At 35.4% G+C, this 17,397-nt stretch carries 17 protein-coding genes; 4 read left to right on the top strand and 13 right to left on the bottom strand.

From position 1 onward, the window contains the following. Positions 1 to 1,066: 1,066 nt before the first annotated feature. A complete protein-coding gene (locus ABDZ63_RS00755; RefSeq protein ID WP_343781107.1) occupies positions 1,067 to 1,936 on the bottom strand; it encodes a nucleotidyltransferase-like protein in 870 nt (289 codons plus the stop codon). Positions 1,937 to 2,101: 165 nt separating this feature from the next. On the opposite strand from ABDZ63_RS00755, the gene ABDZ63_RS00750 reads away from it, so the two are divergent. Next, the gene (locus ABDZ63_RS00750; RefSeq protein WP_343781106.1) at positions 2,102 to 2,476 is read left to right on the top strand and encodes a YgzB family protein; all 375 of its coding nucleotides are present in this window, start codon (positions 2,102 to 2,104) and stop codon (positions 2,474 to 2,476) included. A gap of 71 nt (positions 2,477 to 2,547) precedes the next feature. Here ABDZ63_RS00750 and perR read toward each other — a convergent pair whose 3' ends face one another. The 5 genes from perR to ABDZ63_RS00725 form a co-directional block, all read right to left on the bottom strand. Further along, entirely contained in the window at positions 2,548 to 2,991 is a 444-nt protein-coding gene (gene perR / locus ABDZ63_RS00745; RefSeq protein WP_343781118.1) for a peroxide-responsive transcriptional repressor PerR, read from the bottom strand. A 105-nt stretch (positions 2,992 to 3,096) separates the two neighbouring features. Beyond that, positions 3,097 to 3,654, bottom strand: coding sequence for a cob(I)yrinic acid a,c-diamide adenosyltransferase (locus tag ABDZ63_RS00740; protein WP_343781105.1), 558 nt, complete (start codon positions 3,652 to 3,654; stop codon positions 3,097 to 3,099). A 1-nt stretch (position 3,655) separates the two neighbouring features. After that, positions 3,656 to 4,606: a D-2-hydroxyacid dehydrogenase gene (locus ABDZ63_RS00735; protein ID WP_343781103.1), complete on the bottom strand. Its 951-nt coding sequence runs from the start codon at positions 4,604 to 4,606 to the stop codon at positions 3,656 to 3,658. A gap of 59 nt (positions 4,607 to 4,665) precedes the next feature. Further along, positions 4,666 to 5,133, bottom strand: coding sequence for a thioredoxin-dependent thiol peroxidase (gene bcp / locus ABDZ63_RS00730; protein WP_343781101.1), 468 nt, complete (start codon positions 5,131 to 5,133; stop codon positions 4,666 to 4,668). Between the two features lie 69 nt (positions 5,134 to 5,202). Further along, on the bottom strand, positions 5,203 to 5,595 hold the full coding sequence (locus tag ABDZ63_RS00725; RefSeq protein WP_343781099.1) for an ion channel: 393 nt from the start codon (positions 5,593 to 5,595) through the stop codon (positions 5,203 to 5,205). Between the two features lie 127 nt (positions 5,596 to 5,722). On the opposite strand from ABDZ63_RS00725, the gene ABDZ63_RS00720 reads away from it, so the two are divergent. Together ABDZ63_RS00720 and ABDZ63_RS00715 are read left to right on the top strand one after the other, a co-directional pair. Further along, a complete protein-coding gene (locus ABDZ63_RS00720) occupies positions 5,723 to 7,012 on the top strand; it encodes a glutamate-1-semialdehyde 2,1-aminomutase (RefSeq protein ID WP_343781098.1) in 1,290 nt (429 codons plus the stop codon). Positions 7,013 to 7,275: 263 nt separating this feature from the next. Continuing rightward, on the top strand, positions 7,276 to 8,310 hold the full coding sequence (locus ABDZ63_RS00715) for an aromatic acid exporter family protein (protein ID WP_343781096.1): 1,035 nt from the start codon (positions 7,276 to 7,278) through the stop codon (positions 8,308 to 8,310). 200 nt (positions 8,311 to 8,510) lie between these two features. On the opposite strand, the gene ABDZ63_RS00710 is transcribed toward ABDZ63_RS00715, so the two are convergent. The 7 genes from ABDZ63_RS00710 to mutY all read right to left on the bottom strand — a co-directional run bounded on the left by ABDZ63_RS00710 (position 8,511) and on the right by mutY (position 16,339). Next, positions 8,511 to 9,749 carry a hypothetical protein gene (locus ABDZ63_RS00710; protein ID WP_343781094.1) on the bottom strand — a complete coding sequence of 413 codons (1,239 nt, stop codon included), beginning with the start codon at positions 9,747 to 9,749 and terminating at the stop codon, positions 8,511 to 8,513. A 1-nt stretch (position 9,750) separates the two neighbouring features. Continuing rightward, a complete protein-coding gene (locus ABDZ63_RS00705) occupies positions 9,751 to 10,944 on the bottom strand; it encodes a DUF58 domain-containing protein (protein WP_343781092.1) in 1,194 nt (397 codons plus the stop codon). Continuing rightward, positions 10,941 to 11,894, bottom strand: coding sequence for an AAA family ATPase (locus ABDZ63_RS00700; RefSeq protein ID WP_343781090.1), 954 nt, complete (start codon positions 11,892 to 11,894; stop codon positions 10,941 to 10,943). Before ABDZ63_RS00700 ends, ABDZ63_RS00705 begins: the two co-directional genes overlap by 4 nt. Before the next feature lie 357 nt (positions 11,895 to 12,251). After that, complete coding sequence (locus tag ABDZ63_RS00695) at positions 12,252 to 14,021, bottom strand: ABC transporter ATP-binding protein (protein WP_343781089.1); 1,770 nt, start codon at positions 14,019 to 14,021, stop codon at positions 12,252 to 12,254. 108 nt (positions 14,022 to 14,129) lie between these two features. Further along, positions 14,130 to 14,660, bottom strand: coding sequence for a nucleoside tri-diphosphate phosphatase (ntdP, locus tag ABDZ63_RS00690; RefSeq protein WP_343781088.1), 531 nt, complete (start codon positions 14,658 to 14,660; stop codon positions 14,130 to 14,132). 290 nt (positions 14,661 to 14,950) lie between these two features. After that, entirely contained in the window at positions 14,951 to 15,175 is a 225-nt protein-coding gene (locus tag ABDZ63_RS00685; protein ID WP_343781087.1) for a gamma-type small acid-soluble spore protein, read from the bottom strand. A 75-nt stretch (positions 15,176 to 15,250) separates the two neighbouring features. Continuing rightward, on the bottom strand, positions 15,251 to 16,339 hold the full coding sequence (mutY, locus tag ABDZ63_RS00680; protein ID WP_343781086.1) for an A/G-specific adenine glycosylase: 1,089 nt from the start codon (positions 16,337 to 16,339) through the stop codon (positions 15,251 to 15,253). Positions 16,340 to 16,378: 39 nt separating this feature from the next. Between mutY and ABDZ63_RS00675 the strand changes: the two genes are divergently transcribed. Continuing rightward, entirely contained in the window at positions 16,379 to 17,356 is a 978-nt protein-coding gene (locus tag ABDZ63_RS00675) for a metal-dependent hydrolase (protein ID WP_343781085.1), read from the top strand. Positions 17,357 to 17,397 lie beyond the last annotated feature (41 nt).

Below are 17,397 nucleotides of genomic sequence, written 5' to 3'. Positions count from 1 at the left end.
CTACAAGTCAATAAGAAGAAAACTAGAATTGACGACAGGCTATTTTGTTTAGTTTTCAAGGTTCGAAGTGCGCCGCTTCAAAAAGCGACTTTATTAATATAACAAGCCAGTAACATTTCGTCAACAACTTTTTATATTTTTGATTAACAACTTTTGTGTTGTTGTTGTGCGCCACCTCAAAAAAGCGACTCAACTAATTTAACATTTAAAAGGTATCAAGTCAATAACTTTTTTGAAATGTTTGAACACATTTGTTGTTTTGTGTCGCTCGCAAAAAAGCGACTCTTATAATATATCAAGTTTTGACTCTTAAGTCAATAACTATTTTGTCGCTTAGCTCACTTACTTGGTTAGCTGTTTATTTAAGATGTCTCTCTCAATGCGACGTTTATAAATATAGCATGTATATATTTTACCCGTCAATAATTTTCACAAACAAATTAACTGGACTTTTTTTCCTTTTGTTCAACCTATCTTAAAGTCCATTATTATTCACTATAGGTAGATACTTCCCAACTGCCCTTGGCGATTTAGAGTGGATGTTAGCCACAAGAGCAGGCTTCCATAGCATCTGTACTTAATTTTACGACGAGTCTCCCCCAAAGAAGACGTACTTCCATTTACCGTGATGGATTTTAGGTCCTCAACAAATTGTTTGCAGATTTACTAAGGGCATATGTGTTAATCGACCGGTGACAAGTCACACTTACGCTTAACACAATACAAAAATAAGTTAAACTCTAAAACAACTCATTTATTATAGAAGAATTTTATTATGAACAAACTCTATCACAATAAAGCAACCCCACATAAGTGGCATACCCTTAAAAGAGGAGGAAGTTTGTTAACTTGATGCCTTGTGTAAGTTGAGCTTTTGCCCTGAGTTGCTCATTTTATCAGCGCTCGGGGGGTCTTTATCAGCGCTCAGATACTTTTATCAGCGTTCCGACTATTTTATCAGCGCTCGGGGCCCTTTTATCAGCGCTTAAGCTTTTTTGATGTACCGATATCGAAACGTAAAAATCCGAAGAATTCATTTACGATGAATCGTTCGGATTTTCTATTATTATTGTTTAATTAGGTAACAACGGTGAAAGACTTTTTTCCCTTTAGTCTCTAATAACTTTGTTTCTACGATCTCTCTTTCTACTAAGTATTCTAGTAATATAGAAAGATCTAATGTGTAATGTTTAATTTCAGGATGTATTTTTAAATCTCCAAACGTCCAAGGTTCCTCTTTTTGGTTCATGATTTCTAATAAATGTTCTGCCCCTTGCAATGCTCTTGAATGAATGGCAAAGTCACTTGCTAACATCATTAACTTTATACGTTTTTCGACTGGTTCTTCACTTTCAATTAATTCATGGTATAGTTTATAAACTTCAGGGTCTATTCGTTTAACTTGATGCCATACTATGATTTCTGGATGAAAGCCTTTTTCTAAAACTGCTAATCGAGCTAAGTAATGTAATGAGCGGATCATTAAGCTATTAGCATCTAAATAGTGTTTCGTTTCAAATAGTTCTTTACATTCACGGTAAGATCTAACTAGTTTTGCAAATTCAATTGCTTTTCTAAGTTTTCTCGTTTGTTCCGGGAAGTCGCGAAGCTTTGACTTTAATTCAGCTAAGTATTCATTACGGTCAAAAATTATTTTCCCTCTGGTTAACCATTCAACAACTTTACGATACCCACTAGTTTCAATCCATTCAACTAATAATTCTTCTGTAACTATGTGCATAGCTGCTTTCTTTCCATCAAACTCATAATGTTTTACATACCAGCTTTCATGAGCTTCTTTTACAATTATTAATAAAATACAATCAAACTGATCCGTTACCGTGTTATTACTATCAACTTTCTCCAACAATAATATACCCAATGTATTAGAACTACTTGCTCTTTCTTGATATATTGGACGTAACACATCTTCCATTTTCATTTCCTCCTAAACTTACTCTAATTCATATATTTCGACAAAACTTTCAAAAATCCTTTCACTTCACATACATGTCACAAAAATTATGCTATACTTCAGTTGTCTTAGTTCATTATGATGGTAATAATAGAATTTATAGTTTAATAAAAGGAGGTACTAAAAATGGCCTTAAAATATAGTAATAAAATCAATAAAATAAGATCAGTAGCGTTAGGTCTTATTTTTGCTGGTATGATCATTATGTACATTGGTCTGTTTTTCCGTAACACAGAATGGTTAATGTTAGTCTTTATGATGTTAGGTGTCGTTGCGATCGGCTTAAGTACTGTCATTTACTTCTGGATTGGCATGCTATCAACAAAAGCTGTACCAATACAATGTCCCGAGTGTGGTAAAAGTACAAAAATGTTAGGGCGAGTTGATGCGTGTATGTTTTGTAAACAGCCGTTAACTCTTGATAAGGACTTAGAAGGTAAGGAATTTGATGAAAAATATAATTCCAAAAATTATATAAAGGAACAGAAAAAAGAAAGCTGAATCAACAGCTTTCTTTTTTGTTAATCAAATATAACAAAAAAGAGCTGACCTTTTAAGATCAGCTCCTTCTTTTAATGCCTACTAGTATTTTGGCAATCTGTACATGTACCGTACACTTCCAAACGGTGATGACTTACATTAAACCCAGTTACTTGTTCAGCTAGTTGTTCAACTTCATCTAAAGCTGGGTAATGGAAGTCGACAATTTTCCCACATGAGTTACAAATAATATGATAATGGTCTGTCGTGTTACAATCAAATCGGCTTGAGGCATCCCCATATGTTAATTCTCTAACTAAGCCAATATCTAAAAATACACGTAAGTTATTATAAACTGTCGCGACACTCATGTTTGGAAATTTCCCTTCGAGTGCTTTATAAATCTCATCCGCTGTTGGATGGTTCATCGAGTGCATGAGATATTCAAGCACTGCATGACGTTGTGGTGTGATTCTAACACCAGACGATTTCAAAGTTGCTAACGCTTCTTGCATTCTCACTTCAGACACCGCCATGCACCTCTCTTTCCAACTCAAATAATATTATTAAATAATAATCTTTATAAATAGTGTAAATCCTTAGAAGTTATTTTGTCAATTTATATGCCAATGGGAATCTGTTTATACGTCCGTTTTTAATGGTAACTCTTCTGCACCTAATGATTGATTGACATATCGTGCAGCTACAAATAAGAAATCAGATAAACGATTTAAATATGAAACAACTCGCTCATTCTCTAATTCTTCACCAATTGCAACTGCCGCTCTTTCGGCTCTTCTAGCAATTGTCCTAGCTGTGTGTAAGGCCGCTGCACTTGGGTGGCCAGAAGGTAGGATGAAATTTTTTAACGGTTCAAGCGTTTGATCCCAATCATCAATCTGCTTCTCTAAAGCTTCAATATGATCTTTCTTTAATTTCCACATGACTTCCTGATCTTTAGGTGTTGCAAGTTCTGCACCAACATGGAATAAGATTGTTTGTACTTGATGTAATGCTTCTATAACCGCTTCTTTTCCTTCAAAATCCTCATTACTTAAATGGCTTCTCGCAACCCCAATCATAGAGTTTGTCTCATCACAAGTTCCATACGCTTCAACGCGTAAATCATTCTTTTTTACCCTTTTTCCATAAATTAAAGATGTTTCTCCTTTATCACCAGAGCGTGTGTAGATTCTCACTTTAATACCCCCTCTTTGGGTCAATTATATTTTTAACTAACTCACCATTTTTTAATAAACTTTTTAAGTTCTCTTCAAAAATTTCAAAGGCGCGTGGCTGATAATGTCTTGAAATGCCTGATAAATGTGGTGTGATCGTACAATTAGCTAAATCCCATAATGGACTATCATCACTTAATGGCTCCTCTTCAAACACATCTAAAACAGCATGACTAAACTCGTTATGATTTAATGCTTCAACCATCGCTTGTTCATCAACAGTTTTACCACGCCCCATATTTAAAAATATGGCATCTTCTCTCATTTGTTGAAATTCATTTTCACTAAAGAAATGCTCTGTCTCTTCTGTTGCTGGTAACACACCAATAATAAAATCCGCTTCACCTAGTAAAGAGCCTAATTCATCATTCGTATAACAGCGGTCGAAGTGTTCTTTAAGTTTTCCACTTTGTGATACACCTATTGTTTCCATGCTAAAAGCTTTAGCTAGCCTTGCTACCTCTTGCCCTATCGCACCCGTACCAGCAACGAGCATCGTTTTACCTGTTATTTCTTCCATTTTTACCGAGCGGTCCCAAACATGCTCTTCTTCCTGTTTCATTAATTCTTTTGCTTGACGACTCACTTGTAAAATCATAGAAATGACATACTCAGCCATCGGAATCGCATGAATACCTCTAGCATTGGTAACTTGAATTCCTTTTTCTTCAATTTTATTAAACGGCATTTCATCCAATCCTGCTGAAATGACCATAATCCACTTCAAGTGCTCGGCTTGTTCAATATGAGTATCTGTTAAATCTTCACCATACGTAATTAAAGCATCGGCATCTTTTAAATCATTTTCTGCCTCATCAATGGTCTCATACCATTTGAAACTGACTTCGTTAAACGCTTCTGTTAAATGATTTTTTATTGATTCTTTAACTTTACAACTTGTTACGATTTTCACAGTACCTCTCCTTATGTATAGAAGGAACAGCTTAAAGCTGCCCCTTACTCAAAAGTTCTTTATAAGTTTTCTTTAATATAATCTAAAGCTTCTTCAACGTGATCTTTCACACGAACTTTACGCCATTCTTTTACTAAATGACCTTCTTGATCAATAATAAATGTAGAGCGTTCAATACCGTAATATTCTTTCCCAAAGTTTTTCTTAAATTTCCATACATCATAATCTTCTGCTACTTTATGCTCTTCATCAGCTAACAATAAAAATGGAAGATCATGCTTCTCAATAAACTTCTCATGACGATCAACTGGGTCCGGACTAACACCTAGAATAACCGCATCTAATTCTTTAAAGCTTTCATGATTATCTCTAAAATCACAGGCTTCAGTTGTACAACCAGGTGTCATATCTTTCGGATAGAAATATAAAACGACATTCTTACCTTTAAAATCAGATAATGAAACACTCTCACCATTACTAGCCGGTAAAGTGAAATCTGGTGCTTGTTTGCCTACTTCAATTGTCATTTTTCCATTCCTCCTAAACACTTTTATCTTAAGATTACCGAACATTCACTCATCTGACAAATCATATTCTTATTTAAATAGTTTATAGAAAAAGGCCGCTGGTAGTAAAAAACCGATAAACGCCTCAAATAATGCGACTGCACGTCCAATTCCAACTGGTGTAATATCACCATAACCAATCGTCATTAACGTCACACCACTAAAATAAATCGCATGCCAAAAACGTTCAACAGACGTCCCGCTTTGTAACAACTCTCCTTGTAATAAAATAAAGCCCATCTCTGCCAATATAAAATAAATTAGCGCAAATCCAAGCATTAATATAAAATAAATAGCGATAAAAGCACTAAAGAGCTCTTTAGAAAAGGACCCCCTTACTTCACTATAATTACGAGAAAATATATATAAACTACCCGATAATACAACCGTCACAAAAAACAATGAGAAAAAATGTACCCCCATACTTATCCCCTACTTTGACTATTAACTTTACTTCATCATATGATTTGAAGTACTCGTCCATGAAATATATCCATTATCATGTGATAGAATAATTATACAGAATTGTTTCATACATGGAGGAATGAATATGAATAGACAAACATCAGAGACTTTATACAAAGAAGCTGAAGACTTAATTGTAGGTGGCGTTAACTCACCTTCAAGAGCCTTTAAAGGAGTAGGTGGCGGTACACCTGTCTTTATGAAAAAAGGTAAAGGGGCTCACTTTTATGATGTCGATGGTAATCAGTATATTGATTACTTAGGTGCATATGGTCCGATTATTACTGGACATGCTCACCCACATATTACAAAAGCCATTATTAACGCTGCAGAAAACGGCGTACTTTATGGAACACCAACTAAATTAGAAAATCAATTTGCGAAAATGTTAACTGAAACAATCCCTTCTTTAGAAAAGGTGCGCTTTGTGAACTCCGGTACGGAAGCGGTTATGACAACAATCCGTGTTGCAAGGGCTTATACGAACCGAACTAAAATAATTAAGTTCGCTGGATGTTACCATGGTCACTCTGATCTAGTTTTAGTTGCAGCAGGTTCTGGTCCTTCGACATTAGGTAGTCCAGATTCAGCAGGTGTGACAAAAAACATTGCACAAGAGGTTATTACGGTCCCATTTAATGATATTAAGCCCTTTGAAGAAGCATTAAATAAATTCGGCGATGAGATTGCTGCTGTTTTAGTTGAACCAATCGTTGGTAACTTTGGTCTAGTTGAACCGAAACCTGGATTTTTAGAAGAAGTTAAACAATTAACTCATAAAAATGATAGCTTGTTAATTTTTGATGAAGTAATTACAGCTTTTCGCTTTCACTATGGAAGTGCGCAAGAATTAACAGGGGTTCAGGCTGATATGACCGCGATGGGCAAGATTATTGGTGGTGGCCTGCCTATAGGTGCATACGGGGGACGCGCCTACATCATGGAACAAGTCGCACCATTAGGCCCAGCCTATCAAGCAGGAACGATGTCTGGTAATCCAGCCTCGATGGCAGCTGGAATTGCTTGTTTAGAAGTATTACAACAAGATGGTGTATATGACGAAATGGACCGCCTTGGGGAAAAGCTTGAATCAGGTATTTTAAAACACGCTAAGACATATGGTCTACCTGTTAAAATCAATCGCCTAAAAGGAATGCTAACCGTATTTTTCACTCATGAAGAAATTACAAATTATGAACAAGCCGAAAATACTGATGGAGAAATGTTTGCTCGCTTTTTCAAACTAATGTTAGATTCAGGGGTTAATCTTGCACCTTCGAAGTATGAAGCATGGTTCTTAACAACAGCTCACACAGAGAAGGATATTGACCAAACACTTGAAGCTGTTGAACATGCATTTAGTCAAATGGGTTAACCTAATTTTTTATAAAAAATCTATTAAAAAGCTTGTGTTTTTATAACAATGTGCTAAAATATAGATAATTCAGAATTTTTGGATTACCCCTTATCGAAGGAACATGATGTTATGAAACTCCCTTCCTTTCTGGTTTTACCAGACTTGGCTTTCGCATTTTGTAATGCGGAAGCCTCTTTTTTTAAATTTAATTCTGATATGATGGATTTATGAATATAATAAATGTGTTAATAGGGTCTAACAATTGAGAGGAAGGTGTGTGTATGAAAGTAGGCGCACGCGCTTTTAAAACAGGACTGGCAACAGTAGTCGCTTTATATATTGCTAGTGGCTTTGGTTTTGAAGCTGGAGTTTTCGCAGCTGCTATTGCTGCTGTTTCATCGATCCAACCGTCTATTTATCGCTCCGTTCAAACAATCGTTGAACAAGTACAAGCCAATATAATCGGAGCATTATTAGCGATTACTTTAGTCTTATCAGTAGGAAATGAGCCTTTTATAATCGGCTTTGGAATTATAACCGTTATTGCGATTTGCATGGTTTTAAAGATGAAAGAAGATACAACTTTCATTGCGATCATTGCTGTTATTGCCATAATGGATACAACTGAAATGCCTTTCTTAGAGTTTGCAGGTATTCGTTTTACATCAATTTTTATCGGGATCGTTTCAGCTTTTGTCGTAAACTTAGCGTTTCTACCTCCTAAGTATGAAACTAAACTATTTGAAGACATTAATCGGACGACTACAGACATTTTACAATGGGTTCGTGTCACAACTAGACACTTATCTGACCAACCTTCATTGAAAAAAGAAATCGATCGATTAAACGCGGATTTATCAAAAATGGACCAAACATATCATTTATTCTCTGAAGAACGAACTTACTCACGTAAAAAGGGGTATGAACGTGCGCGTAAACTTGTGTTATTCCGACAATTAATCCAAGCGTCTAATAAATCATTCCTCGTCTTAAACACGTTGCATCGAATGGATGAAGATATTGAGAATATCCCTAAAGAAGTTAACAAGCAAATCATCGAAGAAGTTGATAAAACACTTCATACTCATGAAAAACTAATCTTAATGTATTTAGGTCGTATAAGAAAGAAAGAAACAGACCCATTAGAGAAGATTAACGAACCAAATATCCCTAAATTAGTGGACCAGCTGCTTAAAGTGTATGAAGAAGGTGATGAAGACCGATTAAAACTACTACCATTAGCCTCTACACTCATGGATTATCATAATGAATTAATGCATTTGAAGAAGTTACTTAGAAGCTATCAAAATAGCTAAGTAATAACTTGTGAGGTTATGACAGCTGACCTTCTTTTCATATCAGGACAAAATTAATTGTAAAAAATCCGAACGATTCATCATAAATGAACTCGTTCGGATTTTTGTGCTTCGATACCGCTATACATCAAAATGCTTGAACACTGATAAAAAAGTAACGCGAAATTACAGACATACTTATTTCATCAAATCAAGAAAAACTATTCCTCTTCACTTTCACTTTTCTGTTGTCTCACCTTTTTCTTCAGTATTTCTTTTAATCTCTTAACCGCATTTAAATATTCAGCTTCATTGTAATCTAAATCGAGCTTTTCTTTATATCTTACTAATTTATAAATATTGATCATGGATTGATTAACTTCCGCTCCTACCCCTAATCTTTCAATCCATTCTTCAATCGTTTCATACTCTCTTCTTCCAACACCTTGTTTAGCAGCCCATTTCTCTAAGTCATAGTATGCTTTTCTAACACGATGATTTGGACGCGTCGATTTATTTTGCCTTTTGAAAAACTTTCTCCCTTCACTTTGATTCTTTTCAACATCATCATAGCTTGTTCTCACATTGTCTTGGTGCATTTTAAGCCTATTTCTATAATATAAATACGCAAACAATATCCCTACTAATATTAATAAAACAATAAAATAGTTAATATATTCAACAAGGCTACTTGCAAAAGTTGAAGGCTCTCTTTGGTCAAACTCATCTTCCCCAAATTCCATTTCCGAGTCGGTTCCTTCTATCTCTGGAGGGTCAAGTTCTAAAGACTCTAACATGTTAAAAATAGGGCTCATTAACCATGCAAACGCATATAACCCCCAGTAAAACAAATAACCTAGACCATATTTGATGTATGGGTAAATGACATATAGCACATAAGATACCACTGCTAAAAATCCTAAACTAACTAATATAAGGTATACCTTTTTGGATATTGAATTTTTTACTGTTTGTTCATCTCGTAAATAATAATAGATTAACCTTCCACCAAGCCAAACAAACAGTTGAACTATGAATAATATTAAGAAATATACTGAAAACCCTTCAGAAGTAGAATACAAGATTGTAAATGCACCAATAGACATAATGAAAGTAGCCATTAAGGTTACTTCTTCTACATCTTGGTCTGGTTTAATATATCTGTTTTCAATTCGAACAACTGTAACAATCGCAATAATTAATGCATAAATAAAATCGAATCCAAACCACAGTCCTGTAATTAATACAATCGGAATTGCTGCATACACAGCCATATTTCCACCTATTTTATGAAGAAATATTCCCGCTATTGGAGCTATAATTACTGCTACTATTAAAAACTCGCTTAAAGGTGGCCAATTACTTAAGCCAACATATGAAAATGAAACAATAATATAAAGTGGAAACAACTCTAACACGTATTGATACCACTTTAAGTAACGAAGGGATAAATCAGCCATGTTACACCACCTTCCCTTCATGCACGCCATTCGACAAACGTTCACCATTTAAAACTGTAAGCTTAGATCCTTTTCTTTCAAGTAATTTCAAATAATACATTTGCTTTTCATTTAAAGAGCCAACATGAATGATATAGGCAGGCGTTGTTTCATGTTTCAAGACGAAATGTAACAGTTTCTCATAAGGTGTCGTAAACGTTAATAACTTTAGTCGAGCTATTAGTTCTAATGACTGTCGATAATGAACATGACCTTCTCCTTCTAGCTGATGAATAAAAGGTATATGACTAATAGATGATATATTTATAAATATTCGATAAGGAATTTGATGCTCAGTTGCGTAATGCATCATATAAGTGATCTGCTCTAACATTATTTCTATATTTTCAGCAGCTGTTAACCCACTTTCTGAGCGTACATTAACAAGGAAACACCATGAAATTTGGCTTGATTTCTCGAATACTTTTGTTTGAAGGGCCCCTTCTTTAGCTGATGCTTTCCAATGAATTTTATTAAAAGCATCACCCGGTTCATATTCACGCGTTCCTACAGGGAGTGTATGTTCATCAAACAAAGAGTGCTTCGCCCGGTGGTGCCCCATATTAATAGGTGACATTAAATTAATATTTGGAACAACTGTCTTACTTGGATAGACGACAACCTCTTGATTAAAACGTTTTTCCCTTTTCATAAAAATGTTACCAAACCCGAAAATATTCGGTACGACGAGCTGGATGTTATGAACTTTTGCTACGCCTCGTTTGTTAGTTTCATAAGGGATCTGAAACGTTCTTCTCTCCCAAAACATTAAGTTAAACTGTTTTTCATAGTTCGTTATGTACCTGCGCGGTATTGTTTTACCACCAACAAATTCGATTACATCATCCATTTCAATGATGAGTTTAGCATTAAGTAAAGGTAGAATCCCCTTCTGTTCTATTGTTAATTCAATATACCCTTCTTGACCTTGGTAATGTCTGACAGTTGGCTTAGAAAATGAAAACGTTAAATAATCATCCACATGCTTTTCATAAAAGATGCTTAATCCAAAGAAAATGACTAACAATATTGAAACAAAAACCAACATATACATGTATTGAAATTCAATAAAAAGCCCCGCAAATAACAACACTGTTCCAACTAATATAAACACTGGAAAGGTTTTGGTTTCTTGAGCGTACTTATTAAACATCATTTCCCTAAAACCCCATACTCAGCTGGAACTTGTACTCCCTCTAAAACATCAGTCAACACATCTTCTTGTGACTTAATTGTTGCACCATCTAAGCTTAAAACTAATCGATGTGGCAAGACATAAGGTGCCATCGTTTTTACATCTTCTGGAGTTACATAGTCTCGCCCTTGAATAGATGCTCTTCCTTGTGCCGAACGCATAAGCGCTAAAGTACCACGCGGACTAACTCCAACATCAACATATTCATGATTTCTCGTTGAACGAACAATGCTAAGTATATATTGTTCTACTTCGCCTGAAACTTTAACTTTTTGTACTTCATTTTGGAATCCAACTAAATCCTCTTTTGAAAAGATTGACGTGAGTTGTTCTAATGGTTGATTTTCTCTATGACTTTTCATCATCTCTCTCTCATCTTCAAATCCCGGATAGCCAAGGTCAAGCTTCATAAAAAAGCGGTCCATTTGGGCTTCGGGTAAATCAAATGTACCTTGTTGTGATTCAATCGGATTTTGTGTTGCAATAACGATAAATGGCTGTTTGATCTGTACTGTTTCACCATCGATAGTTACTTGCTTCTCTTCCATTACTTCTAGCAAAGCTGATTGTGTACGTGGTGTTGCACGGTTAATTTCATCAGCTAGCAAGACATTGGTTAAAACAGGTCCTACTCTTAATTCGAATTGTTGTTCTTTCGGGTTAAAATATTGAATACCTGAAACATCAGAAGGTAATACATCGGGGGTAAATTGAATACGCTGAAAATCACCTTCTACAGATTTAGCAACAGCTTTCGCTAGCATTGTTTTACCTGTACCTGGAACACTCTCTAATAAGACATGACCTTGGTTAATAAAAGCATTCATTAATAATTCTACTGTCTCACCTTTTCCCATGATCACTTTCCCAATTTGTTCTTTCATTTTTTCAACATTGAACTGAATCGACACAAAGAGTCACTCCCTCAAACTTAAAAAAGTTATATTTTTCTGATTTATTTTACTACAAAAGTAACACAAAATAACATTTTTTTCTATAATGGCAAGAATTTTTGTCCAAAAAGTCTGAGACAAAAGGGGTGAAAAGGGGGTAAAGTTTAATTATTTGATACCTTTTGTTAAGGAAGTACCTACCAAAGCGGAATCAAATTGCTGTTGAAAGAAAAAGCGGGAGTCAGTTGACTAATTTTTATCAGAGCTCAGCAAGCTTTTATCGGCGCTCGAACTTTGTTCATGAAGTGATATCGAAATGCAAAAATCCGAACACATTCATTTATAATGAACGCGTTCGGATTATCTGTAATTAAACTATAGCTTAGATATTGAATTGTCTTGGTCTAACTCTTGAACTTGGAATAAGTCATAATATAATCCTCGTTCACGCATCAATTCTTCATGCGTTCCTTCTTCTCTAATCTCACCATTGTTAATTAAAACAATACGATCAGCATGCGTAATCGTTGATAGTCGATGTGCAACAATAAATGTAGTACGATTATAAGCTAACTTCTGCATTGCTTCTTGAATTAATTGCTCACTTTCTAAATCTAAGGCTGATGTTGCTTCATCAAGGATTAATAACGGAGGATTCTTTAAGAATACACGCGCAATAGCAATTCGCTGCTTCTGTCCTCCAGAAAGTTTAACGCCTCTTTCACCTACTAACGTTTCATAACCATTAGGGAATTCCATGATAAAATCATGTGCATTAGCAGCTTTAGCTGCAGCAACAACCGCTTCATTCGTTGCATTTGGATTCCCCATGCGAATATTCATCGCTACAGAATCACTAAATAATATATTGTCTTGTAATACCATTCCAATTTGATCACGGATTGAGCGCGCTTTTAGATCACGGACATCCGCACCATCAATTTTCACAGCACCACTTGCAATATCATAAAAGCGTGGAATTAAACTGACTAAAGTGGATTTACCTCCTCCACTCATTCCAACAAGCGCTACAGTTTCACCTTTTGGAATTGTTAAATTCACGTTCTTTAATACTAATTCTTCATCATCATCATACTTAAATGACACATTTTCAAATGATACATCCCCATGAACACGTTCAAGCTTTTGGGCATTAGGATGATCAACAATATCATATTTTTCATCCATAAATTCAAAAACACGATCCATCGAAGCATGTGCTTGAGTCAACTGAGTCAAGCTGTTGACTAAACGTCGTAACGGATTATAAACGCGCTCCATATATTGGACAAATGCCATCATCGCACCAATAGTAACCGCGCCTCCGATCACAAAGTATCCTCCAAAAGCTAAAACTAATAAAGGTGCGATATCTGTAATAGTGTGTGTTACCGCGTATGATTTAGCATTCCAATTAGTAAATCTAAGTGCGCGGTCTAAATATTTGTCATTTTTTCGATCAAACTCACCTTGTGCATGTTCCTCTAATGCAAAGCCCCTAATTACTGGCATCCCTTGTACTCGTTCATGTAAATGACCTTGCACTTCTGCTAAGGCTTGGGAGCGATCCCTTGTTAACTGACGTAGCCTTGAATAAAAGTACTTAACTGAAAACCCATAAATAGGAAATAGGATGATTGCAATTAACGTTAAAATTGGATCAATCGTTAACATGATAGCAACAGCAATTATAATTGTTGCCATATCAAGCCATATATTCATTAAACCCGTAACAACAAATGTCTTAGTCTGCTCAACATCATGTATAACTCTTGATATGATTTCACCTGTTTTAGTTTTTGAATAATACTTTAAGCTCAACTTTTGAATATGATCAAATAACTGCTTACGAATGTCATATAAAATTTTACTACTCACAAATTGGGCTAAATATTGTCGGTAGTATTCGATTGGCGGGCGTAATATTAAGAAGACGAAAAACGCAATTCCCATAATCCAAATTAACATTTCAATTTGTTCACTTGAAGTTAATCCATCATTGAGTATGATATCGTCGATCACATACATCGTTATTAACGGCATAATGAGTGGAATACCGAATTTCAATAATCCTATAATGATCGTTAAAGCAATTTTCCATTTGTATGGCTTAACGAATGCAAGGTATCGTTTAATGCTGTACATATTTCACCTACTTTCTTCTCTAAAACGTACTATATATTATAAAGGCGTCACTGTTTTTAAGTAATTGATGCATAACAAAACTAAGCCTGCTTGAAAAAGCAACAGGCTTTACTTAGAATAAGTTAAATAACGTTCATACCACTTTTCTGGAAACTCTGGATTAAACGGTCCTTTCCCTTGTTGAACCCATTGTTCTAAAGTACGTAATTGTTTATACAAAATCTTTTGCAATACTTCAGGGTAATTCATTTGTTTTCGGTGCACATCAAATTCATCTTCATCTAAGATTTTATAAGTACCGTCTGGAAACACCTTAATATCTAAGTCATAGTCAATATACTTCAAAGCCTCATCATCGACTATAAAAGGTGAACTAATATTGCAGTAATAATACACGCCATCATTACGTAACATAGAAATTATATTAAACCAATAATTGCTCGTAAAATAAGTAATGGCTGGTTCTCGTGTTCGCCAAGTTCTTCCATCACTTTCAATTACTTTTACATGATCATTACCGCCGATAAGTATGTTTGAATGACTTTTTAGGACTGTTGTTTCTTCCCAAACACGGTGCAGAGCTCCATTGTGCTTATAACTTTGAATTTCAACTTGATCTCCGTCTTTAGGAATAATCATTTTCTACCCTTCTTTCTAACCAATGTCTTTCCGTTAGTGATTGATAACGACATTGTACCATATAAGTAGTACTAATTCGATTAACTCAATTTGGGCTCTGTTTACTTTATAGTAGGTGAATCGAAGCAAACAGGTCATAAAGAGTTTAGAAAGCTTAAACAAAATGGACGTTCACTAATCACCCCAAGGGCCTAGTATATTAGATAGTATTTCTACCTAATGAGAAAAGAAGCACTCCTACTAGTCGGGAGTGCTTCTTCATTGTTTACGTTAATAACTCTCTATAGTTATTAGCGCTGGTTTTTCTGTTGTTGCTGTTGTTGTTGGTTAGGCTGTTGTTTACGCTGTTGAGACTGTTGGTTTTGACGTTTAACTTCTTGTGGGTTAGTCTCTTCAGCAAACTCTTGTTGATACTGACCTTGCTGTGATTGTTGGTTTTGACGCTTAACTTCTTGTGCGTTAGTTTGAGCAGCTTGGTTTTGTTGCTGCTGTTGACGTTGGTTCTTTTTAGCCATCTGATATCACCTCCGCATTGATTAATCTAACCAAAATGCACAGGTGTTATCCAAAAATGTTCATTCCAAAAATATCTAATTAATTAAAAGCTGTTTCATCAATTTCTTTTGAACATTTGGAAAGGGATATGTCTTTAAATCCTCTTGATTAATCCAGTGCCCTTTAATATTCGGAATTTCGCCACTGGTCAGTTCAGCTACAACAATATCAATTTCCCAAATAACGTGGGAAAAAATGTGCTTAACTTGTCCATTATTAGACTTCACATTAAGCTTTACATTGTATTCAAATTCGAACCAATTGAGAAGAGCATATTGGTCAAATTCAGCTTGTGAAAATAGCGGGAATTCCCATAAATTCGCTAACAAACCTTCTTCAGGGCGCTTTTGAATAAAATAATGCCCAGCTGGGTCGATCATGACTAAAGCAAAATAAGCTTCCTTTTTCTGTTTTTTAGCTTTGGTTTTAATAGGTAATTCTGCTTGAATCCCTTGTCCAAAAGCCGCACAATGCTTTTGGACAGGACAAATTTGACACTGTGGGTTTTTAGGCTTACATATTAAAGCCCCTAATTCCATTAATCCTTGATTAAATGAAGAAGGATCTTCCTCTGACATCACATTTGCGACAACATCTTCAAATAATTTTTTCGTTTTAGGTTTGGCAATATCTTCTTCAATTTGTAAAACACGAGACATGACGCGCATCACATTTCCATCAACTGCTGGTTCTGGTTGGTCGAATGCGATACTCAATATCGCACCTTGTGTGTAAGAGCCAATTCCTTTTAATTTTTTTAGTTCTTTTTTATCACCTGGTACTTTGCCATCATAGGATTCAACGACTTCTCTAACCGCTTCATGTAGATTACGAGCTCTAGAATAATACCCTAATCCTTCCCAAGACTTTAAAACTTCTTGTTGATTAGCTTCAGCTAAATCATAAACTGTAGGATAACGATTCATAAACTGTTCAAAATAAGGAATGACTGTATCGACTTGGGTTTGCTGAAGCATGATTTCTGAGACCCAAATTCGATATGGGTCTTGGTTTTCTCGCCACGGTAAATCGCGTTTTCGCTCGTTATACCAATAAATCAAATCGTTTTGAAACGCTTCACGATTAAACAAAACGGGTATAGAAATAAACATAGAGTTAGACATTAATTCTCACCTATCTTTACTGTAAGGGGGTGTAAACCATTGGATACTGCTACCCATATATCAATGGGTGTTGCAATTGGTGGGATAGCAACATTAGACCCCGCCGTACAGCAAGACCCACAACTGTTTCAAGCTGTATTAATCGGGGCGATCGTTGGCTCACACGCTCCAGATTTTGATACATTTTTTAAATTTAAAAATAATGCAACGTATATAAGACACCACCGCGGCTCCTCTCATTCCCCAGTAGCCGTATTACTATGGAGCCTTTTAGTAACATTTGCTATTTACGCTTTCTATATTGAAATACCATGGCTCAACTTATGGGGGTGGGTGTTGTTATCAGTGGTTCTACACGTAATAGTTGATATTTTTAATGCTTATGGAACACAAGCGTTAAAACCTTTCCTTGATAAATGGATTGCTCTCGGGTGGATTAATACATTTGACCCTTATATATTCGGTCTTTTCGTTGCGGGGGCTATTGCTTGGCTTTTAGGAGCAGAGCCCGGTGTGACTTATTTAATCGTTTTCTTTGTTGTCTTCCTATACTATATTAAACGATTCTTTGACAAAAAAGAAATAACCGATATTTTACAAAAGCACTTCCCTGACGCTGTAAAAATCATTACACAACCTACAATTCGCCATAATTCATGGCGTGTTGTCATTGAAACACCCTATTATTATTATGTAGCCTATAGTACAGATGGGCATATCGACATTAAAGACACATTTGAAAATAATAAACTGCCCGAAACTGCTGAAATGAATGCAGCGTTCCATGATGAAAACGTGAAGTCTTTTATCAATTTCTCACCTATTTTTCGTTATGAAATAGACCGATTTGATGATTATGTAGAGATCCGGTTTATCGATTTAAGGTATCGCTATAAAGGGCATTATCCCTTTGTTGCAGTTGTTACACTCGATAAGTTTTATAATACCCTTACTTCATACACTGGTTGGGTTTATTCAGAAGAAAAGCTACAAAAGAAATTAGAACCACTATCATGAACAAAAACTATACGACATGACTTATCATATAAAAGCTGATC

Origin of the sequence: Alkalibacillus silvisoli, assembly GCF_039521975.1 — a bacterium.
Taxonomy (GTDB): Bacteria; Bacillota; Bacilli; order Bacillales; family Alkalibacillaceae; genus Alkalibacillus; species Alkalibacillus silvisoli.
This window is presented reverse-complemented; position numbering and strand designations above follow the sequence as displayed.